The sequence below is a fragment of the Streptomyces sp. SID12501 genome (genome assembly GCF_010550245.1).
GTDB lineage: Bacteria > Actinomycetota > Actinomycetes > Streptomycetales > Streptomycetaceae > Streptomyces.
Map to the genome: position 1 here is coordinate 168,556 of NZ_JAAGLU010000013.1, position 19,520 is coordinate 188,075.

Genomic DNA, 19,520 nt, shown 5'->3' on the forward strand with positions numbered 1-19,520 from the left:
CCTCACTTCCCACTCGGAGAGATCTTCGCCAGGCGCGCCGTACGGCAACTGACCCCCCACGGTTTCGGTGCATCGTTCAAGGACGGATGCTGGCCCAGATTGGTCATCGGCGTCATGTTCCAGCCAGAATCCGCAGAGGCCGCACGCTGATCCCCTTCGGGCAGCGCTTCGACCCTCCACCGGCAGGGGCGCCGGTCTCTCACACGTACAGTTTCGCGGTGGCGAACTCGACAAGTTCGTCGAGCCCAGTCTCCCGCGGTGTGCCGTTCTGGGTGTTCCAATCGGCGACGAACCAGGCGCCGTGCCATTCGGCACGCCATACATCGCCGTGCCGGTTCTCGAACTCGACAAAGCTACCGGTTCCGTCCTCCATCAGCCGAAGCTCCTCCACGAGCCGCACCGGCTCTGTGAAGCCCCGTCCCGGGTTTGTGCTCTTGCCGCGGGTCCGCGTGTTGGCGTACCGCATCTTCAGGAAGGGGAGAGGTTCGCGGCCGAGATGGTTCAGGCGCAGCATGCGGTACCTGGTGACGGCCTCGTCCAGCGTTTCGTCGCCGGAGAACTCGCAGGAGTACGCGGGAAAAGTCAGCCGGACGTGCGGGGTCAGGTCCGGGTTCTCCACGCGGTAGAAGCGGTGGACCTCGGGCGCGATACCCACAACCGCGTCAAAGCGATGGCCGGCTGGCGGTTCGAAGCCGTCGCGCGAGCCCAGAAAGGGATTACGGGCGAAGAGCGCGTCCTCGTGGTCCCGGGCGAAACGGAGGGTGCTTACGGCGAGGTTCCGGTCGTAGGATTTGCGGCCGCTCAGTTGGAGCAGCCGCTTACCGTCGGCGGACAGCGCCCCCGCGAAGTCGATTCCGGGAGCCGGCGACCAGTGCCAGCTGTCGGGCAGACCGGGAAGCGGCTCCGCGCCTCGGAAGCTCGTCACTACGGCGCGAACGTCCATCAGTCCTCCGTGATCACGTGATCAGCTGCATGAGTATCCGTCTCCGACATCCTGGCTGAACGTGTCCGTCATCCGCCCGCCACCCCTGGAGTTCTCACTCCACTCCATCGGTTCCAGGTGGTCCGTGTTGTTGTAGAAGTCGTTGCGTGTGGGGCGGTCGGAGAATCGGCCTTCCCGGTTCCAGTGCTGGACCACGGGGTCCAGGTGTTCGTAGGTCACCGTACGGTGGAACGGCTCGGGGTTGTTGGCTCGGGGGTTCCAGATCATTTCGTCGTTTCCGTTGCGCCACGTCAGCTGGTCCCGTGGGATCCGCAGGCCGTCGTCGTCGCGCGGCACCCCACTGATCGCCCTGCCCTCGTCGGTGTAGTTCTCGACCATGTAGTCGTGGGTGGGCGTTCGGTAGCCCGACGGGTACTGGTTGTCCCGTGTGTACGCACGATCCCCCTCGGGGAGATCCGGGTCCCGCCCGAACCGCATGCCGTTGCCCGGGTCCTGCCAGTGCAGTCCGAGCGGGTCACTCCACCGGTACGGGTTGGGGACGTACGCGCTGTCGTTCGCGGCGGGTGCGAGGCCGAGAGGGTCAGGGCTGGCGTACTGCCCCGTGAGCGGGTCGTAGTGGCGCAGGAAGTTGTAGTGCCAGCCGGTCTCGTCGTCGGCGTACTGTCCGGGGAACCTCAGCGGACAGTCGACCTGGTCGGTGCCGCCGGTCTGCAGGTTGTCGGGCAGACGACTGCCCCAGAGGGTCGTCCGCTGCTGCCAGACCACCTCACCGTCGGCCGAGACGAGTTCTGCGGGGGCGCCGGAGAGATCGGTGACGATCGCATGGAAGCGTGCGTCCCGTTCGGGCGCCGCCCGGTCGAGCTGGGTGACCGGCTGATGGGTGCCGGGTATGTAGTCCCACGTCGTGGCCGAGCCGTCCCGCGTGATCTGCTCGACGAGACGGGTGCCGTCCCACACGAAGAGGATCTCGTCATCGACGGATCCGTTCTCGGTCAGCCGCTGCTTGGCCACCCGGCGGCCCGTGGGGTCGTACCGGTACCGCCAACTGACTCCGTCCGGGGTGGTCGTGCCGACGAGTCGGCTCCGGCTGTTCCAGGTGTATGACCGGATCCGCCGCTGTCCATTGAGCAGCCGCCGTACCGTGCGGACGATCCGTCCCTCCGCGTCCCGTTCGTAGCGGGTACGCCCGGTGTGCTGGATCCGGGTCCCCACGAAGGATCGGTTCCTGTCGCCGTCCTCGACAACGGGGCTCAAGGCCCGGGTCACGTTCCCCAGCTCGTCGTACTGGTAACCCTCCTGCCACCCTCGCGCGTCCACGGCGGTAGCCCTGCCCCTGACGTCGAGGGTGAAGTGACGTGTCCCGGTGGTGAGTTCGTCGACTGCGGAGAGTGCGCCGTCCGGGCGGTACAGATAGGTGCGCTGCTGAAGCGGCGCTTCCTCGCCGTTGGAGGCCGAGGCCCGTGTGAGCGTCTGGGCGGCGAGCCTGCTCGCGTCGTCCCAGGACTGGCTGAGCCGGACACCCCCGGGCAGAGTACGGCTCGTCTCGCGATCACTGTCGTCGAAGTCGAACTCGATACGGCGGCCGTCCGCTTCGAGTACGGCGGAGCGTTCCGTGTCGTCGTACGTCCACGTGGACTCGATCCCCGTGGGAGTGCGCCGCGTGATGCGCCGTCCGAGCGTGTCGTACGCGAACGTCGTCGTCCTGCCGTCGATGCTCTCCGACAGCAGGAGACCGTCCACGCTGTAGGTACGCTCAACGGTGGCGTCGGGACCGGCTTCCAGGGTGGGGCGGCCATCGGCGTCGTACGTGCAGCTGACCGAGACACCGTCGTACCGTGTCTCGACCGTGCGGCCGAGAACGTCGCGGTGGAACGAGACCGCTTCTCCGGCGCCATTGGCACGGGACGCGAGCAGGCCTACGGCGTCCAGTTCGTAGGTGAGCGAGCGCCCGCCGAAGTCGGTCTCGGACACAAGGCGGTTCGCCGCGTCGTACCAGTACCGCCAGGCGTTGTCCTGGGGGGCCGTCACCTCGACCAGATTGAGTTCGGTGTCGTAGGTGAAGGAGTGGGCAGTCCCGTCGGACAGCCCGCGAGCCGCGACCTGACCGAACGGGCCGACCTCGAACGTGGTCGTACGCCCCAGGCTGTCGGTCTGGGCCACCAGGTGGCCCTCCGCATCCCACACCCAGTGCTCCTCAGAGCCGTCCGGCGTCCGGCGCCACACCATGCGGCCCTCGACCGTCGTGCGCCGATGCGTGACGCGTCCCCGCCCATCTGTGAAGCTGCTGACCTGGCCCAAGGCGTCCCGCTGGATCCGGCTGACAGCACCTCGCGCGTCGGTGAACTCGACGGGCAACCCCGTCGCGTCGCACCGCGCTCTGCTGATCCGACCGACCGCGTCGATGACGGCGGTGAGGCCGCCGTGGCGGTCGTACTCGTAGCGGGCATTCGCCCCTGTTGGGGTAGTGGTGGCGACATGGTTGCCCCTGCTGTCGTACGCGTGGCGCCACTCCGCTCCGCCAGGGGTCACCGCCCGTACCAGTCGCCGCAGTTCGTCGTACTCGGCCTCGGTCACGGCACCGTCGGGGCGGACGACCGTGGTGAGATTCCCCGCCGGGTCGTAGCCGTAGCGGGTGGTACGCCCCAATGCGTCGGTCCGGGAGAGGAGGCGGTCGAAACGGTCCCACTCGTTACTGACGTTCTGCCCCAGCGCGTTGGTCACCGAGACGAGTTGGAGCCGTTCGTTGTGCCGGTACGTGGTGGTGCGGCCGAGGGAGTCGGTGTATCGCGTGCTGCGGTCCTCGGCTTCGTAGGCGATGGTGCAGTCGAGGATGCCCTCGATACCCTCGCCACGGATGACGCGATGGGCCTCGTCGTAGGTGTAGCGGTACCAGGAGCCCGTGCGGTCGGTCCAGGACGTGATGCGGTCGTCCGCGTCGTAGGTGAGCTGATACGGCAGGTCGCTGGAGTTGAGGATCTCGGTCAGGCGACCGTTCTCGTAGCCGTAACGTGCCAGCGGTGTCGGGCTGTTGCCGGGATCGAGCAGTCGTAGCGCCGTGACCCGGGCGTCGACCGAGTCGACAGCCACGTGGTAACCACCGGAGTGACGCAGAGCGAGCGGGGCTCCGTCCGCGGCGTACTCGAAGTCGATACGGTTTCCGTTGCGGTCCCACACCGCCCGGATGGGCAAAGTGAACGCGGTGTCGTGATCGGCGCTCTCCACCGGAGCGAAGAGCCGGGTGATGCCCGACACGGGGTCGGTGACCCTCATGCCACCCGACTGCTCTTCGTCGAACGACAGTGGCCAGCGTGGCCCTTCCTTCGGCAGGACCTCGCTGTCGCCCTGCGGGGGCGGATAGACCAGGACCATGCCGTCCGCCGTGGCGAACAGCACGCCCTCGTCGTCGAGTTCGAGCCGTTGGTCGAGCGTGGAGGTCCACGAGGGGCCGAACCAGCGTCCCGAGCGATACGTGGAGACATGCGTCCGGGCCACGGCCAGTCGCAGTATGCCGGGAAGCAGTACATCCGTCGCCGTCATCAGCATCTCGCCGGAGACCATGTCGACCGGATCGCCGTTCTTGCACCGCCCGCCGGCCGGCTTCCCCTTGGCAACGGCGTTGTCCGCCTCCTTACGCAGGCCTCGTCTCCCCAGTCCCTTGGCCATGGCCTTGAGGCCGCCCTTGCCCAGCGACTTCATGCCTTTGGCGAGCCTGCCGACCGTGGTAAGGCCCTTGCCGCCAGGTATGCAGTCCAGCGCGGCGAAACCCACATCCCACAGGGACGCTTGCCCCTTGGAGTACTTGTAGAGGGTGTCGGCAAGGACGACCAGCGCGGCCACGACCACAATCGCCGCGAGAATCGGCCCCCCGATGATCATCGCGACGACCCCGACGACAGCGACGACGATCTTGCACACGGCGACGATGGTGTCCCAGTTGTCGACGAACCAGTCCCCGACGTCCTCCCACCAACTCCGGTTCTGGATACCGGCATCCGACGCCTCGTCGATCCTCCGCTTCGCCTCACCCGCCGCGTCCTCACGCATCCTGCGCGCGTCCTCAGCCATCTTCTTCGCCGCGTCGAGAGCGGACTGCGCACCGTCCACGTCCGACTGGGCGCTGCTCTGGGCCGACTTGGCATGCTGGGCGTCCCGCGTGGCAGCCCGGACCTTCGCCTCGTCCGGCTTCTCGGCGGTCTTACTGCCCGTCGGATCGTCCTTGTACTTGGCCGACTCCTTCGTGGCCCGCGTCATCCACGAATCAGCGGAGGACAGACGGGACTTGGCCGACGACAGATCCGCCTGCGCCGCCCGCCCCTTCACCAACGCCCTGTCCGCCAGCGCCTGCGCCCGCTCCAACTTCGGCCAGTAGTCCACCAGCGCGTCACCGCACAGGTCGTACGACTTCTTCAGCTTCTTCAGATTCTTGGGCACGTCCGAGAACTCGTCCTGGAACACCTCAGCGGTCTTGCCCGCCCACTCCAGCGTCTCGTTCTCCGACGCCATCCCCTTGATCAACCGCAACCCGTCCGCGACATCATCCGCGAAGTCATGCAACGTACGAGCCAGTTGGCGGACGCGGTCCGGATCACCCGGGGTCGGATCCTTGTCCAGGTCCAGCACGTGCCAGTCCGCCGGCCGGTACCCCGCCATCCCGCAACCCCCGTCACCCGAACCTCAACGACAACAGTCGTACGCACACGCGAACTTACTGCGCACAGGTATTCGACGGGAAGTTCGGAAGGGGCAAGGAACTGATCAGAAGCGATGTAGGTCATGCTGTGCGGCGCAGAGGGAGGTGAAGATCACGTCCACTTGTGGAGGTGTCAGGTGCGGGGCCTGACCGTCGAGCCGAAGGGGCATGTATGGCGACCAGTCCTTTGCCGTTGCCACAGCGCAACCTTGGTCGCCTGGCGGAACCACCGGGCCCACCGATACCGTCTTGACTTTGCCAGCACTTCTGTCTCACGGGGAGTCCACCTTGAAGCGCCGCTCTTTGCCCGTTGCTGCCGCGCTCGTCGCGTCCGCTGCCCTGCTGTTGACTGCCTGTGGCGGCGACGACAGCGGATCGAAGGACAACGACAAGATCGCCGGGGCCGACACCGGTAGCGAGACCCCGGCATCGCCGACGGCGTCCGCCTCCGCCGCCTCAGCCGACCGGCCCAAGATCGAGCTGCCGTCCGATCTGGCGTACACCTTCACGCCGGAGGGGACCGGTGACGCCGTCAAGGACGCCGTCCTCAAGGACAACGCCGAGATGATCCGTGCACTCGACGCAGCCATCGTCGCCCAGAATCCTCGACTTCCCGCCCTGGAGTTCTACACGGAGGGCGAAGGGGCCGTGGCTGCCCAGCAGTGGGTGAAGGCGTTCACGGATGCCAAGTGGACGGTTACCGGCACCGTGCGTTACTTCGACCGCCAGGTCACCATCAGTTCCAAGGAAAGCGCTTCGCTGACCTACTGCGCCGATGAGAGCAAGGGCTTCAGCAAAGTCATCAAGACCAACGAGATCAAGAAGACGCCTGTCAGCAAAGACAGTTATGTCGCCTACGGCGTCCAAGTTCAGAAGAACAAGGATGGCGTGTGGGAAACCTTGAAAATTCAGTCCACCCGTGGAGCTGACGGGTGCCAGCCGTGACGCGAATCGTCAGACTTGCCATAACCGTGCTGGTCGCAGGAGCTATCTGCGTGTCCGTGGCCCCGTCCGCCATGGCGAACAAGACTCCTCCTAGCGGAGGGTCAGTCGGCAACGGCCCGGGCCCTTCAGGTGGACTCGACGGCGACGCGCTCACCGCGACCGCCGGAGCCGTCGTCTACGACCGTTCCAAGAACGGGTCCGGGCAGTCGGCCGGTCCCGTCGCCGCGACAAGTGGCTGGACGCCGCCCGCTTGCTGGTATGCCCCGACGTACAGCCCCGAAGAGCTCGAGAAGGTCAAGGTGCCGGTCTGGGAGGCGGGGTCGACGGGGAACGAGTGGGATACCGAGCAGCGGAAGAAGTACCTCAACGAGGACGACCACACGAAGGACTTCAACAAGGACAAGGCCGGCGACGGCTACTGGTGGGGCTCGTACGTCAACAAGTCCTTCCCGCCGGGCTGGGACTCCTGCAAGGAAGACTACTTCTGGGTCGACACCGGCGACGCCCCGCCCGCCGACATCGACAACGTCATCACCCCGGCAATTCTCGCCGGACTCGCCTACAACGAGATCCGCGTCCCCTCCACCAAGGTCACCCTCGCCCCCGCCGGCCCCACCAAAGTGAACCTTCCCACCTGGGCCTGGCTGGACGCGGCGCAGTTCAAGCCCGTCTCCGTGACCGCGTCCGTTCCGGTTCTGGGGATGACGGCCACCACCGTCGCCGAACCCGTCTCTCTCAGGATCGAGCCCGGTACCGCCGACGCGCAGGTCTACCCCGCGTCCGGCGTCTGCACGTTCGTCAACGGGCGTATCGGGGAGCCGTACGCCACCGGGAAGGCCAACCAGACCCCGCCCTGCGGTGTGAAGTACCTGCGCTCCTCCGGCGACGGGACCTACCCCCTCCGCGCCACCATCACCTGGAAGATCCACTGGACCGGTACGGGTGTCAACAACCCGCAGCCCCTGCCCGACGGTGAGTTCGGGGCCGAGCAGGCCGTCGTCGTTCAGGAGATCCAGGCCGTCAACCGCTGAGCCGACTCTCCGGTCGGCGCCAACCCGTACTTCGCCGCCGCCTCTCGCGGCAGCGTCGCCCACATGCGCGTCCCGCCGCCCGGTTCGCGGGACGCGCCGAAGCCCCAGTCACCCTCGCGGGCCAGGACCCGCAGGGAGGCTCGGCGGCGGGTGTCACACGCTGCCGCGAGGTTCGGCCGGGTTTGGGGCGGGTGGCTGTCGTAGACGATCACTCGGAGTGTTACGGCGCGACAGCGGAGGGCCGGGTAGAAGTCCAGGGACTCCGTGAACTGGCATGCCGTCGCGGCGAGTAGCCGGTGCCGAGGACGCTCATCCTCGACATAAAGGCGGGGAAAGCCGACCACCTCCTCTGAACACCTGATCCTCAGATCCTCTGAATCAGCACCCGTATCCCTGCAACATTTCCCCCTGCCCATCGCGTCAATGAGGTGTGTACACACCACGCGCCCACGACCTGAGCGCGGCGCAGCAGGCAACAGGGGGAACGTATGAGAAAGGTCCGCGCGGACGAGTACGCGGAGTTCGCGGTGGCGCGCGCGGGGCATCTGTACCGCTCCGCGTGTCTGCTCACCGCCGGGGACACATACCTCGCCGAGGACCTGGTGCAGGAGACGCTCGGGCGGTTGTACGTCAACTGGGGGCGCGTCTCCCGGGCGAGCAACCCCGCGGGGTACGCGCAGACCGTGCTCACCCGCACCTTTCTCACGCATCTGCGGCGTCGCAGCAGTACCGAGCGGGCCACCCACGTGCTGCCCGAGCTGCCCGCCCTCTCCGCCGGAGCCGACGTGACCATGCGGCTCACCCTCATCGAGGCGCTGGCCCAACTCCCGCCCAAAGACCGGGCGGTGGTCGTCCTGCGCTACTGGGAGGACCGTTCCATCGAGGAGACGGCGAGCGCGATGAACGTCAGCTCGGCCGCCGTACGCAGCCGTTGTGTCCGTGCACTCGCCCGGCTGCGCGCGCTCCTCGGCGAAGAACTCAGTGAGTACGCGACCCGCTGACGTCCGCCCTCCTTCTCCCCCTCTCCCTGCTCCCGCGCCCTCCCTCGTCCCGCCTCGCTCCTCTCTCCGTTCCGGTACGCGACTCCCTTACACAGCAGAAGTGGTGGTTCCCCATGCCCGTTGAACATCGAGACGACCAGTTCGAGGACCGACTCGGCGCCGCCCTGCGCAACGCCGGCGGTGCCTTCGACGCCGATCGTGCCGCCCTCGTCGCCGGCGGTGAGTCCCGAGGGCGCCGGCTCCGAATGCGCCGCCGGACCGCTGTCGTGAGCGGCGCCGCCGCGATCGCGCTGGTGGGGGTGGGCGGCGCGCTGGTCGCGCCCTGGGGCGGCGACGGGACCGGACAGCGGGCTGTGGGGGCCGGTGGGACGACAGTCGGACCCGGCGACGCCAGCAGCACTCCCACTCCGACCGCCGCTCCGTCCCCCGTCTCCGGTGCCCAACTGCTCAGCACCCTCAAGGAGTTGCTTCCCGAGGGGAAGTACAGCGAGGAGTTGGCGCGTGGCACCAACTCGGAACGAGGGCCGTCTGTGTATGCCGTGTACGACGACGGGAAGGGCGCCTCGGCCCTGGCCGTCGGCTTCAACCGATTCGAGCCGGGGAGCGTGCAGGCCCGGCAGGCGACCGAGTGCCCGGACTCCGCGTTCACCCCGTACGACGACTGTACGAGGACTACGCTGCCCGGCGGCGCACTGCTCAAGATCGTCAAGGGGTACGAGTATCCGGACCGCCGCGTGGACACGAAGATGTGGACGGCGACCCTCCTCACAGCCGACGGAGCGTCCGTGTCGGTGACCGAGTGGAACGCCGCCGCCCAGAAGGGCTCGCCCATCAGCCGTCCCGAACCTCCGATGTCCAGCAGCCAGTTGAAGACCTTCGTCACCGACCCGGCGTGGCTCAGGGTTGTCAACGCCATTCCCCCGGACCCGGCGACAGAGACCCCGTCGGCGCCGAGCCAGACTCCGGGGGTCGACAGCGGCAGCATCGTGGCCACACTCACCGACCTGCTCCCGAACCACCTCGTGGTGGTCGCCAAGAGCGGCGAGGGGACCGAGTTCGGCTATGTCGTCGTCGACGACGGCAAGGGCAAGAGCTTCGTCCAGATCAATGTGCAGCCCAACATGGGTGACGTCGAGGGCGAGCTCTTCGGCGCGGGCTCGGGCGCCGTGACTCTGCCCGACGGCATCAAGGTCGTCGTCCGTCAGGGCGCCGGCGACGACAAGGGCAAGGGGCTCGTGATGCGGACCGCCGACGCCATCTGGCCCGACGGTCTGCGGGTGGTCGTCAGCGCCTTCAACTCCGCCAGCCAGATCACCGGCCCGACCCGGGAGAATCCCGCCCTCACCCTCGACCAGCTCAAGGCGATCGCCACCGACTCGAAGTGGCCGGGGCTGCTGCCACCGCCCCCGAACTGAGCCTGCGTCAAAGGGCTCTGGGCGCTGGATGGGCGAGGGGATCAGAAGAACTCCGACCACGGCTGGTCCCAGATCTGTTTCACGCAGAGCACCAGGAACAGCAGGCCCGCGATCACCAGCATCGCGTTGCTCAGCAGCCGGTTGCGCCATTCGGCGGGTGTGCGGGAGGAGTTGAGCAGGACCAGCAGGGTGCCGGCCAGGAAGGGGAGGAAGGCCGCGCCCAGGACTCCGTACAGGATGATCAGGCGGAAGGGCTGGCCCTGGAAGAGCAGGACGATGGGCGGGAAGGTCAGCCACAGCAGGTAGGCCCGGAACGGCCACGATCGTTCGCGGGCGCCCGAGGCGACCTCCTCGCCCGTCGTCCGAGTTCCGCGGAAGCGTTCCACGAAGTCCGCGAACATCAGGCTCACGCCGTGCCAGACGCCGATCAGTGAGGTGTAGGAGGTGGCGAAGAAGCCGATCAGGAAGAATTTCGCGGTCGCCGTGCCGTACTTGTCCTCCAGGATGTCGCTCAGCTGGATCAGGCCCTTGTCGCCGCTCGCGATCGACACATTGGCCGAATGCAGCAACTCCGCGCCCACGAACAGCATCGACACCACGAAGATGCCCGTCGTCACGTACGCGACGCGGTTGTCGAGGCGCATCACCTTCATCCAGCCGGTGTTCGTCCAGCCCTTCGCGTTGACCCAGTAGCCGTACGCCGCAAGGGTGATGGTGCCGCCCACGCCGCCGACCAGGCCCAGCGTGTTGAGGATCGAGTCCTTCTCGTCGGGGAGGACGGGCAGCAGGCCGGCGAAGGCGTCCCCGAGGTTCGGGGTGACCCGGATCGCCAGGTAGACCGTGACGACGAACATCACGCCCACCAGCACGGTCATGACCTTCTCGAAGACCTCGTACTTGTTGAACCAGACGAAGACCAGGCCGGACAACCCGCACAGGACCGCCCACGCCTTGAGGTCCATGACGTCCGGGAACAGCGCCTGGAGCGGCAGCGCGCTCGACGACATCGCCGCCGCGCCGTAGACGAAGCCCCAGATCACGACGTACGCGACGAAGAAGTACGTCGTCCAGCGGCCGAGGCTGGCCCAGCCGTCGAAGAGGGTACGGCCGGTGGAGAGGTGCCAGCGGCCGGCCGCCTCGGCGAGGGAGATCTTGACCAGGCAGCCGAGTACGGCGGCCCACAGGAGGGTGTAGCCGAAGTTGCTGCCGGCGATGAGCGTCGCCACCAGGTCGCCGGCGCCGACGCCGGTCGCCGCGACGACGATCCCCGGGCCGATGTACTTCCAACTGGACTTACGGGGAGTTGAGTTGGGGCCTGGGGCGTCTGTGGCCCCTGTTTCCGTGGTGTTCCCTGTGGTGTCCGCCATGTGCGCAAAGAAAGCGCAAAGAGGCCGGAGCGCACAAGAGGGCGTCAGCCGGTTCACGCCATCACCCTTTTAGGCGCTCTTGACCTGGCCATGTCATAGCCGGACGATGGCGCCACACCCGCATCAGTCCGTCGCACCGAAGAACCACCCCCCGCTCCACTCCCCCAGCTTCCGGAGACCCCGGAACTCCCGGAGAAATCAGGAGACTTCATGCGACTTCGTATCCGAGGCTCAGGTGCCCGAGGCGGCAGACGGTCCGCCGCCGCTGTCGGCCTGCTGTCCCTCGCCCTCGCCGTCGGCCTCACCTCCACCACACCCGACGACGCCACCGCGACCAGCGCCAAGCGCCCGGCGGCCTCGGCGGACGACATCCGCCAGTACGAGATCAACTTCGCGAACTCGACGTCCGACGTCCGCACCGACATCATGGCGTCGGGTGTGACCGTGGACGAGGCCGACGAGGAGAGGGTCGTGGTCTCCGGCCGCGCCGAGCAGGCCAGAAAACTCGCCCAACGCGGTTACGAGATAACCCTGTTGGGCTCGGCCCCCGACCGCTCCAGCAGCGCCGACGACGTACGTCTGCTCGACTTCCCCACGGCCGACTCCACCTATCACAACTACGCGGAGATGACGACGGAGATCAACTCCCTCGTCTCGGCCAACTCCTCCATCGCCAGCCAGCGGGTCATCGGTACCTCGTACTCGGGCCGGAACATCGTCGCCATCAAGCTCAGCGACAACGTCGGTACCGACGAGGCCGAGCCCGAGGTGCTGTTCACCCACCACCAGCACGCCCGTGAGCACCTCACCGTCGAGATGGCGCTCTACCTGCTGCGCAATCTGACGTCCACCTACGCCACCGACTCCCGGGTCAAGGCGATGATCGACTCCCGTGAGATCTGGATCGTCCCGGACCTCAACCCGGACGGCGGCGAGTACGACATCGCGACCGGCTCGTACCGTTCGTGGCGCAAGAACCGTCAGCCCAACAGCGGTTCGTCGAACGTCGGTACCGACATGAACCGCAACTGGAACTACCAGTGGGGCTGCTGCGGCGGTTCCTCCGGCTCGACGTCCTCGGAGACCTACCGGGGTACGGCCCCCGAGTCCGCGCCCGAGGTCAAGGTGGTCGCCAACTTCGTCCGCAGCCGGGTCGTCGGCGGCGTCCAGCAGATCAGGACGGGCATCGACTTCCACACGTACAGCGAACTGGTGCTGTGGCCCTTCGGGTACACGACCGCCAACACCACGACGGGCATGACCCAGGACGACCGGGACGCCTTCGCCACGGTCGGCGGGAAGATGGCCGCGAGCAACGGCTACACGCCCGAGCAGTCGAGCGACCTGTACATCACGGACGGCTCGATCGACGACTACCTCTGGGGCAGTCAGAAGATCTTCGCGTACACCTTCGAGATGTATCCGACGTCCAGCTCGGGTGGCGGCTTCTATCCGCCCGACGAGGTGATCGCCCGGGAGACGGCCCGTAACCGGGACGCGGTGCTGCAGCTGCTGGAGAACTCCGACTGCATGTACCGGTCCATCGGGAAGCAGGCGCAGTACTGCGCCTGACGGGCATCTGAGGTGGTGGGGAGCTGCGGGTCGGCTTGGGACCGGCCGCGCAGTTCCCCGCGCCCCCTAAGGGGCGCTCTTCTCGACCTCGACCTCGGCCTCGGAAACCTCGGCCTCGGATTCGTCCGCGTCCGTGGCCGTAGCCGCGTCCGTGGCTTCGTCCTCGGCTTCGGCGTCCTCGAAGTAGGTGTCCAGGACCGCGTCCAGCTCCGTTTCCCACTCCTGGTGCTGGGACTTCACCTTCGCTTCGATCTCGACCGGGTACCAGCGGCGGTCCGGGGTGTGGATCGTCACCGTGAACCGCTTGCCGAAGCGGGACGTCTCCGTCTCCACGGCCCCGATCTCGTCCCAGCGGAACTCGCACTCCTGGTCGTCCAGGTAGAGCCGTACGCCCCTGTGGTCGGCGATGATCTTCGCCCGGCGGTCGGACGCCTCGAAGGCGGGGCCATCGACCTCGGGGGTCTCCGCCTCTGCCTCCGCTTCCCCTTCCGGCGCCGGGGTGGCGTCTTCCGGGGCGACTTCCTCCACCTCGGCATCCTTCACCGGGTCCGGACCCCCGTCCTCCGGCTCGGCCGGCACGGGTGAAGTGAGCCCGGGGATGGCCGCAGGGTCGACCGCGGCGGTTTCCAGGGGCTTGCTGCTCGAACCTATGCGCTGCTCCACAGGCCGAAGTATGGCGGACATTGCTGTGTCATGGGACAGCAGGGGCCACAGAGATCCGGAGAGATCCGAAGAGATCACTGGATCTGCACGAACAGGCTCAGTACGGCCGCCACCGCGAACCCCGTCGCCGGACCCTGGGCGACGCACGGCACCACGGAGATCGGACACGCGAGGACGATCACCGGCAGGCCGATGTCGTCGAAGGTGTCGGAGAGTGCCTGGAGAGTGTCCGCGCGACCCCGCCGGCCTTGAGGATCGCGCCGAAGACCCCGCCGGCGCCGACCACGGGCGGGATGCTGCCGACCGGCTCGAGGGACGCGGTGGACGTCGCGCCCACGCGGCGGAGCCGCAGATCGGACACGGCCCCGCGCCCCTGAGGGGCCACCGGTGTGGGACTCAGCTGTCCAGTACCGCCAGCGCGTCGATCTCGATCAGGAGCCCGGCGGGCAGACCGACGTACACCGTGGTGCGGGCGGCCGGGGGCGCGGTGAGGGCCTGCTCCGCGAAGTAGGTGTTGTAGATGCCGTTCATCTCGGCGAAGTGGTCCACGTCCGTGAGGTAGACGCGGATCATCATCACGTCGTCCCAGCTCGCTCCGCCCTCCTCCAGGATCGCCTTGACGTTGGCGAGGGTCTGGAGGGTCTGTTCGGCCAGGGTCGGGCCGGCGGGCGTGGGGGGCTGTCCCTCGACGGCGGGCAGGAAGCCGACCTGACCTGCGACCTGGAGGATGTTCCCCTTCTTCACGCCGTGGGAGAACCTGGCGGGCGGGGCGGTGTGGGTCTTGGGGACGAGGGCGATCTTGTCTGTCACGAACCGTTCTCCTTCGCGAGCGTGGGTGTGGGCGTAGGGGTGGGCGTGAGGGTGGAGGTCCTGCCGGAGTACTCGCCGCTGATGGCATCCGCCGTACGGCGGACCAGCGGGAGCAGGGTGAGGAGTTCGTCGGCGGTGACGACGACGTTGGGGGCGGAGACGGACATGGCGGCGACCAAGCGTCCGTCGGTACCGCTGATGGGGGCCGCGACGCAGTTGATGGACTCCTCGTGACCCCCGAGGTCGGTGGCCCAGCCCTGGTCGCGCACCTTCTCCAACTCCCGCAGGAAAGCAGGGGCGTTGGGGGTGGAGCGGGAGGTGTACATGGGGTAGTCGAACTTGTCGGCGACGGCACGCCGCTCGGGCTCCGGCAGATCGGCGAGGAGCAGCTTGGCGACGGCGGCGACGGTGATGGCGACGGGCTTGCCGATCCGCGAGTACATGCGCACCGGGTAGCGGCTCTCGACCTTGTCGATGTAGAGGACCTCGCCCTCCTCGTGCACGGCGAGGTGGACGGTGTGCCCGCACTGCTCGTTGAGGCGTACGAGGTGGGGGTGGGCGATCTCCCGGATGTCGAGGTTCTCGACGGCTTCCTGGGCGAGCGCGAAGAGGCGGGCGCCGAGGCGGTAGCGCTGGTCGGACTGGCGGTAGACGAGTCCGTGCTCGTGCAGGGTGCGCAGCAGCCGCAGGGCGGTGGACTTGTGGACGCCGAGCCGGTCGGCGACCCGGCCGAGGTCGGCGGGGCCCTCGGCGAGCAACGGCAGGATGCTCAGCGCGCGGTCGACGGTCTGGCTCATGGGGTGCGTACCTCCTCGGGGGCCTGCGCGGCTTGCGTCCAGCCGGGGCCGAGTCGAAGTGTCCCCCACGCCGCGCTGTCGAGAGCGGCCAGCCGGTCGGCGTGGTCGCGGGCGGGCGGTGCGGCGAGGTCGCCGGGGGCGGTGAGGGAGGCGGCGGCCATGAGGTGGCCGTGCCGGATGCGGTCCCGTACGGGGAGACCCCTGAGGGTGGCGGAGAGGAACCCGGCGGCGAAGGCGTCGCCGGCGCCCACGGCCGCGACGACGTCGACGTGGGGCGCCCGGACGTGGGTGGAGACACAGTCGGCGTCCTCCAGCCCGGCCGGCCTGGCCAGTCCACCCAATCCACTCAGCCCGTCGGGGTCCCTGTCGAAGGCGACGGCCCCACCCCTGCCCTGTTTGACGACGACGAGCCCCGGCTCGGGCAGCGCCTCCGCGATATCGCCCGCGCCACACAGCCCCCACGCGGCCTCCGCCTCGTCGGCGCCGACGAAGACGAGGTCGGCCCGGCGCGCCAGGTCGAGGAGGACTCGCGGGCCGTCCACGTCCGCCCACAGCCCCTCGCGGAAGTTCACGTCGAAGGAGACGAGCGGCCGCCCCGGCCGGGCCTCGGTCAGCTCCCACAGGAGGTCGAGACAGTCACCGGACAGGGCCGCCGTGATCCCGGACAGATGCAGCACCCGCCCCGCGCGCGCCGCCGCCAGGTCCACGTTCTCCGCCGACAGCACCGAGGCCGCCGACCCGGCCCGGTAGTACGCCACCTCGTGCGCGCCGGTCGCCCGGTCCCCCGCCGTACGGAAGTACACACCCGTCGGACGCGCCGGATCACGCCGTACGGACGCCACGTCCACGCCGTACGACCCGATCGCCTCAACCAGGTGGTCGCCGAAGCCGTCGTCGCCGACGCGGCTGATCCAGCGGGCGGAGTGACCGGCGGCGGCGAGGGCGCACGCCACGTTGGACTCGGCGCCGCCGATGGCACGCTCGAAGGACGGTACGTCGGCGAGGCGGCCCGGCCGGGAGGGCAGGAAGGTGACCATGGACTCGCCGAGCGCGACGACGTCCACGATCTCCACCACGTCGAGGGCATTGCGGGAGCCCGTGATGGTCACGATCGTCGTAGCTCCTCGGTGATGGGGGGGGAGGCGGCGGCTCCGTTGACCCCGCGTTGGCGAGATGTTAGACAGCGGTAAGCGATATACGCAATGCTCGTTGCAAGCAGTGCAACGAGCTGAACGAGACCGAATGAGAGAGATCCCCATGGGCACCGATAGCACCGGGGCGCTCGCCCGGCTGGCCGCCGAACGCGTCGACGCCCGCTTCAAGGGCCTCCCGCCGGACTCCGACGGCCTGACCGTCGGCGAGCTGGCCGCCCAGCGCCGCAGCCTCTTCACCGGCGGCTTCACCACCCCCGTGCTGGCCCTCTCCGCCGAGCGCCTCACCCACAACCTGGAACTGATGGAGACGTACGCGGCCCGCCACGGCCTATCCTTCGCCCCGCACGGCAAGACCTCCATGGCCCCCCAGCTCTTCCAACGCCAGATCGACCACGGCGCCTGGGGCATCACCCTCGCGGTCCCCCACCAGGTGCGCGTCGCCCGCGCCTTCGGCATCCAACGGGTCTTCCTGGCCAACGAGTTGGTCGACCCGGCGGCCCTGCGCTGGATCGCCGCGGAACTGGCCGCCGACCCGGACTTCCGGTTCGTCTGTTACGTCGACTCCGTGCGCGGGGTGGAACTGATGGACGCGGCTCTCACGGAGGCGGGGGCAGGTGCCCGCCCACTGGACGTGGTCGTCGAACTCGGCGCCGGCGAGGGCGCCCGAACCGGCGTGCGCACGGAGGCCCAGTGCGCGGCGGTCGCGGACGCCGTGGCCGCCGTACCGTCTCTGCGGCTGGTCGGGGTCGCGGGGTACGAGGGCGAGGTGCCGCAGGCCGACCCGGAGCGGGTGCGGGCATGGCTGCGGAGGCTGGTGGCGCTGGCGGCGGACTTCGACAAGGCGGGGCGGTTCGCCGATGCGTCCCTTGAGGAGATCGTGGTGAGCGCGGGCGGCAGCGCCTGGTTCGACGCGGTCGCCGACGTGTTCGTGGAGATCCCCGAACTGTCGCTTCCTGTGCTGAAGTTGCTGCGCTCGGGGGCGTACGTCTCGCACGACGACGGCCGCTATCGCGAGGTCACCCCGTTCAACCGGGTCCCCGAGGAGGGCGCCCTGGAGCCCGCCTTCCGCCTGTGGACGCAGGTCGTCTCCCGCCCCTCCCCCGAGCAGGCCTTCGTCAACGCGGGCAAGCGGGACGCGGCGTACGACCTGGACCTGCCGGTGGCCCAGGTGGTCCGCAGGGAGGGCGCCACAGAGGGGGCTGTCGAGCGGCCCGGCACCGGCATCTCGGTCACCGGGCTCTCCGACCAGCACGCCTGGCTGAGCACGACCCCGGAAGCGGATCTGGAGGTCGGCGACTGGCTGGGCCTGGGCCTGTCCCACCCGTGCACGTCCTTCGACAAGTGGCAGCTGATCCCGGTCGCGGAGGCGGACGGCACGGTCGTCGAGTACATCCGCACGTTCTTCTGATCTCCAATCTCAGATCTCCAATCTCAGATCTCCAATCTCCAACTGCTGAGGAGACCCGGCGTGGATGAGCTCGTCATTCGGGACGCGGACGTCGTGGACGGCTCCGGCGGGCCGTCGTACCGCGCCGATGTGGTGGTCGACGGCGGGCGGATCGTGTCGATCGTCCAGGAGGCGGCGGCAGCGGGCTGCCAACGCCCAAAGGCGCGCAGGGAGTTGGACGCGGAGGGCCTGACCCTCTCCCCCGGTTTCATCGACATGCACGCTCACAGCGACCTGGCCCTGCTCCGCGACCCCGACCACAGTGCGAAGGCCGCGCAGGGGGTGACCCTCGAAGTCCTGGGCCAGGACGGGCTGTCGTACGCCCCGGTCGACGACCGCACCCTCGCCGAGGTCCGCCGCGCGATCACCGGCTGGAACGGCCACGGCGACGACGTCGAGTTCGACTGGCGTTCCGTGGGCGAGTACCTGGACCGTCTCGACCACGGTTTCGACGGCGAGGGCATCGCCGTCAACGCGGCCTGTCTGATCCCGCAGGGCACGGTACGGATGCTCGCCGTCGGCTGGGACGACCGGGACGCGACACCCCAGGAGCTGGACCGGATGCGGCAGTTGGTCGCGGAGGGGATGGAACAGGGCGCGGTGGGCATGTCGTCGGGGCTCACGTACACGCCCGGCATGTACGCCAAGGATGCCGAACTCACGGAACTCTGCCGGGTGGTGGCGTCGTACGGCGGCTACTACTGCCCCCACCACCGCTCCTACGGGGCGGGCGCGTTGGAGGCGTACGCGGAGATGGTGAGCCTGGCGCGCGAGGCGGGCTGCCCGCTCCATCTCGCCCACGCCACCATGAACTTCGGTGTGAACGAGGGCCGGGCACCGGAACTGCTGTCACTGCTCGACGAGGCGCTGGCGGCGGGAGCGGACCTGACCCTGGACACGTATCCCTACACGCCCGGCTCCACAACGCTCGTCGCGATGCTGCCCAGTTGGGCGAGCGAGGGCGGCCCGGAAGAGATCCTGCGACGCCTGACGGACACCGACACCGCCGACCGCATCCGCCACCACCTGGAGGTCGTCGGCGCGGACGGCTGCCACGGCGTGCCCATCGAGTGGGACACGATCGAGATCTCGGGCGTGACGGACCCGGCACTGAACAAGTTCGTGGGCCGCACGGTCCAGGAGTCGGCGCAGGCGAGCGGCGAGACTCCCTGGTCAACGGCCCGCAGCCTTCTCCTGAGCGACCGCCTGGGCACGACGATCCTCCAGCACGTCGGCCACGAGGAGAACGTCCGGGCGATCATGCGCCACCGCGTCCACACGGGCGGCTCGGACGGCATCCTCCAGGGCACGAAACCGCACCCGCGCGTGTACGGCACGTTCCCGCAGTATCTGGGCAGGTACGTACGGGAGTTGGAGGTTCTCTCCCTGGAGGAGTGCGTGGCCCACCTGACCTCACGCCCGGCAGCGCGGCTGCGGCTTCCGGACCGGGGCCTGGTCCGCGAGGGCTACCGGGCCGACCTCGTCCTCTTCGACGCGGCGACGGTCGCGGCGGGCTCCACCTTCGAGGCGCCGCGCACGCTCCCGACGGGCATCCCGTACGTGCTGATCGACGGCCGGTTCGTGATGGAGGACGGCCGCAGAACGGACGTACTGGCGGGGCGGGCGGTCCGCCGTACCGACATCTGACCGCCCACCCCAGCCACGCACTACCTGCCACCTGCCAC

General features: G+C 68.6%; 15 protein-coding genes and 1 pseudogene. 7 read left to right on the top strand and 9 right to left on the bottom strand.

What is annotated here, in order from left to right:
* Positions 1–199: 199 nt before the first annotated feature.
* Complete coding sequence (locus G3I71_RS17775; RefSeq protein WP_164315759.1) at positions 200–943, bottom strand: hypothetical protein; 744 nt, start codon at positions 941–943, stop codon at positions 200–202.
* Positions 944–964: 21 nt separating this feature from the next.
* On the bottom strand, positions 965–5,593 hold the full coding sequence (locus G3I71_RS17780) for a DUF6531 domain-containing protein (protein WP_164315760.1): 4,629 nt from the start codon (positions 5,591–5,593) through the stop codon (positions 965–967).
* 328 nt (positions 5,594–5,921) lie between these two features.
* Between G3I71_RS17780 and G3I71_RS17785 the strand changes: the two genes are divergently transcribed.
* Both G3I71_RS17785 and G3I71_RS17790 read left to right on the top strand, forming a co-directional pair.
* Positions 5,922–6,578, top strand: coding sequence for a hypothetical protein (locus tag G3I71_RS17785; RefSeq protein WP_164315761.1), 657 nt, complete (start codon positions 5,922–5,924; stop codon positions 6,576–6,578).
* A 71-nt stretch (positions 6,579–6,649) separates the two neighbouring features.
* Positions 6,650–7,609, top strand: a complete 960-nt coding sequence (locus G3I71_RS17790; RefSeq protein WP_203730675.1) for a hypothetical protein — start codon at positions 6,650–6,652, stop codon at positions 7,607–7,609.
* Here G3I71_RS17790 and G3I71_RS17795 read toward each other — a convergent pair.
* On the bottom strand, positions 7,582–7,953 hold the full coding sequence (locus G3I71_RS17795; RefSeq protein ID WP_239149195.1) for a hypothetical protein: 372 nt from the start codon (positions 7,951–7,953) through the stop codon (positions 7,582–7,584). The genes G3I71_RS17790 and G3I71_RS17795 overlap by 28 nt on opposite strands.
* A gap of 144 nt (positions 7,954–8,097) precedes the next feature.
* Here G3I71_RS17795 and G3I71_RS17800 point away from each other — a divergent pair, with 144 nt between their 5' ends.
* Both G3I71_RS17800 and G3I71_RS17805 read left to right on the top strand, forming a co-directional pair.
* Positions 8,098–8,610 carry a SigE family RNA polymerase sigma factor gene (locus G3I71_RS17800; protein ID WP_164315762.1) on the top strand — a complete coding sequence of 171 codons (513 nt, stop codon included), beginning with the start codon at positions 8,098–8,100 and terminating at the stop codon, positions 8,608–8,610.
* Between the two features lie 113 nt (positions 8,611–8,723).
* Positions 8,724–10,025 (top strand): hypothetical protein, encoded by a 1,302-nt coding sequence (locus G3I71_RS17805; protein WP_164315763.1) that lies wholly within the window; start codon positions 8,724–8,726, stop codon positions 10,023–10,025.
* 41 nt (positions 10,026–10,066) lie between these two features.
* On the opposite strand, the gene G3I71_RS17810 is transcribed toward G3I71_RS17805, so the two are convergent.
* Positions 10,067–11,392 carry an Nramp family divalent metal transporter gene (locus tag G3I71_RS17810; protein ID WP_164315764.1) on the bottom strand — a complete coding sequence of 442 codons (1,326 nt, stop codon included), beginning with the start codon at positions 11,390–11,392 and terminating at the stop codon, positions 10,067–10,069.
* A gap of 210 nt (positions 11,393–11,602) precedes the next feature.
* Here G3I71_RS17810 and G3I71_RS17815 point away from each other — a divergent pair, with 210 nt between their 5' ends.
* Entirely contained in the window at positions 11,603–12,964 is a 1,362-nt protein-coding gene (locus G3I71_RS17815) for a M14 family metallopeptidase (protein ID WP_164315765.1), read from the top strand.
* 66 nt (positions 12,965–13,030) lie between these two features.
* On the opposite strand, the gene G3I71_RS17820 is transcribed toward G3I71_RS17815, so the two are convergent.
* From G3I71_RS17820 to G3I71_RS17840, 5 genes and pseudogenes are all read right to left on the bottom strand, one after another.
* Positions 13,031–13,627, bottom strand: a complete 597-nt coding sequence (locus G3I71_RS17820; RefSeq protein WP_164315766.1) for a hypothetical protein — start codon at positions 13,625–13,627, stop codon at positions 13,031–13,033.
* A 122-nt stretch (positions 13,628–13,749) separates the two neighbouring features.
* A pseudogene (locus G3I71_RS17825) lies at positions 13,750–13,952 on the bottom strand (GntP family permease); the annotation flags it as partial.
* 71 nt (positions 13,953–14,023) lie between these two features.
* A complete protein-coding gene (locus tag G3I71_RS17830) occupies positions 14,024–14,437 on the bottom strand; it encodes a RidA family protein (protein WP_164315767.1) in 414 nt (137 codons plus the stop codon).
* On the bottom strand, positions 14,434–15,234 hold the full coding sequence (locus G3I71_RS17835) for an IclR family transcriptional regulator (protein WP_164315768.1): 801 nt from the start codon (positions 15,232–15,234) through the stop codon (positions 14,434–14,436). Before G3I71_RS17835 ends, G3I71_RS17830 begins: the two co-directional genes overlap by 4 nt.
* Positions 15,231–16,343, bottom strand: coding sequence for a sugar kinase (locus tag G3I71_RS17840; RefSeq protein WP_164315769.1), 1,113 nt, complete (start codon positions 16,341–16,343; stop codon positions 15,231–15,233). The genes G3I71_RS17835 and G3I71_RS17840 overlap by 4 nt, the downstream gene beginning before the upstream one ends.
* 148 nt (positions 16,344–16,491) lie before the next feature.
* Here G3I71_RS17840 and G3I71_RS17845 point away from each other — a divergent pair, with 148 nt between their 5' ends.
* Together G3I71_RS17845 and G3I71_RS17850 are read left to right on the top strand one after the other, a co-directional pair.
* On the top strand, positions 16,492–17,796 hold the full coding sequence (locus G3I71_RS17845; protein ID WP_164315770.1) for an amino acid deaminase: 1,305 nt from the start codon (positions 16,492–16,494) through the stop codon (positions 17,794–17,796).
* A gap of 60 nt (positions 17,797–17,856) precedes the next feature.
* A complete protein-coding gene (locus G3I71_RS17850; RefSeq protein ID WP_164315771.1) occupies positions 17,857–19,482 on the top strand; it encodes a D-aminoacylase in 1,626 nt (541 codons plus the stop codon).
* Positions 19,483–19,520: the final 38 nt, after the last annotated feature.

What these genes read in the sequence shown, in the direction of transcription:
- G3I71_RS17790 (WP_203730675.1), top strand. Translation starts at nt 6,650, where the DNA reads ATGGCGAACAAGACTCCTCCTAGCGGAGGGTCAGTCGGCAACGGCCCG.
- G3I71_RS17810 (WP_164315764.1), bottom strand. Translation starts at nt 11,392, where the DNA reads ATGGCGGACACCACAGGGAACACCACGGAAACAGGGGCCACAGACGCC.
- G3I71_RS17835 (WP_164315768.1), bottom strand. Translation starts at nt 15,234, where the DNA reads ATGAGCCAGACCGTCGACCGCGCGCTGAGCATCCTGCCGTTGCTCGCC.
- G3I71_RS17780 (WP_164315760.1), bottom strand. Translation starts at nt 5,593, where the DNA reads ATGGCGGGGTACCGGCCGGCGGACTGGCACGTGCTGGACCTGGACAAG.
- G3I71_RS17805 (WP_164315763.1), top strand. Translation starts at nt 8,724, where the DNA reads ATGCCCGTTGAACATCGAGACGACCAGTTCGAGGACCGACTCGGCGCC.
- G3I71_RS17800 (WP_164315762.1), top strand. Translation starts at nt 8,098, where the DNA reads ATGAGAAAGGTCCGCGCGGACGAGTACGCGGAGTTCGCGGTGGCGCGC.
- G3I71_RS17775 (WP_164315759.1), bottom strand. Translation starts at nt 943, where the DNA reads ATGGACGTTCGCGCCGTAGTGACGAGCTTCCGAGGCGCGGAGCCGCTT.
- G3I71_RS17815 (WP_164315765.1), top strand. Translation starts at nt 11,603, where the DNA reads ATGCGACTTCGTATCCGAGGCTCAGGTGCCCGAGGCGGCAGACGGTCC.
- G3I71_RS17845 (WP_164315770.1), top strand. Translation starts at nt 16,492, where the DNA reads ATGGGCACCGATAGCACCGGGGCGCTCGCCCGGCTGGCCGCCGAACGC.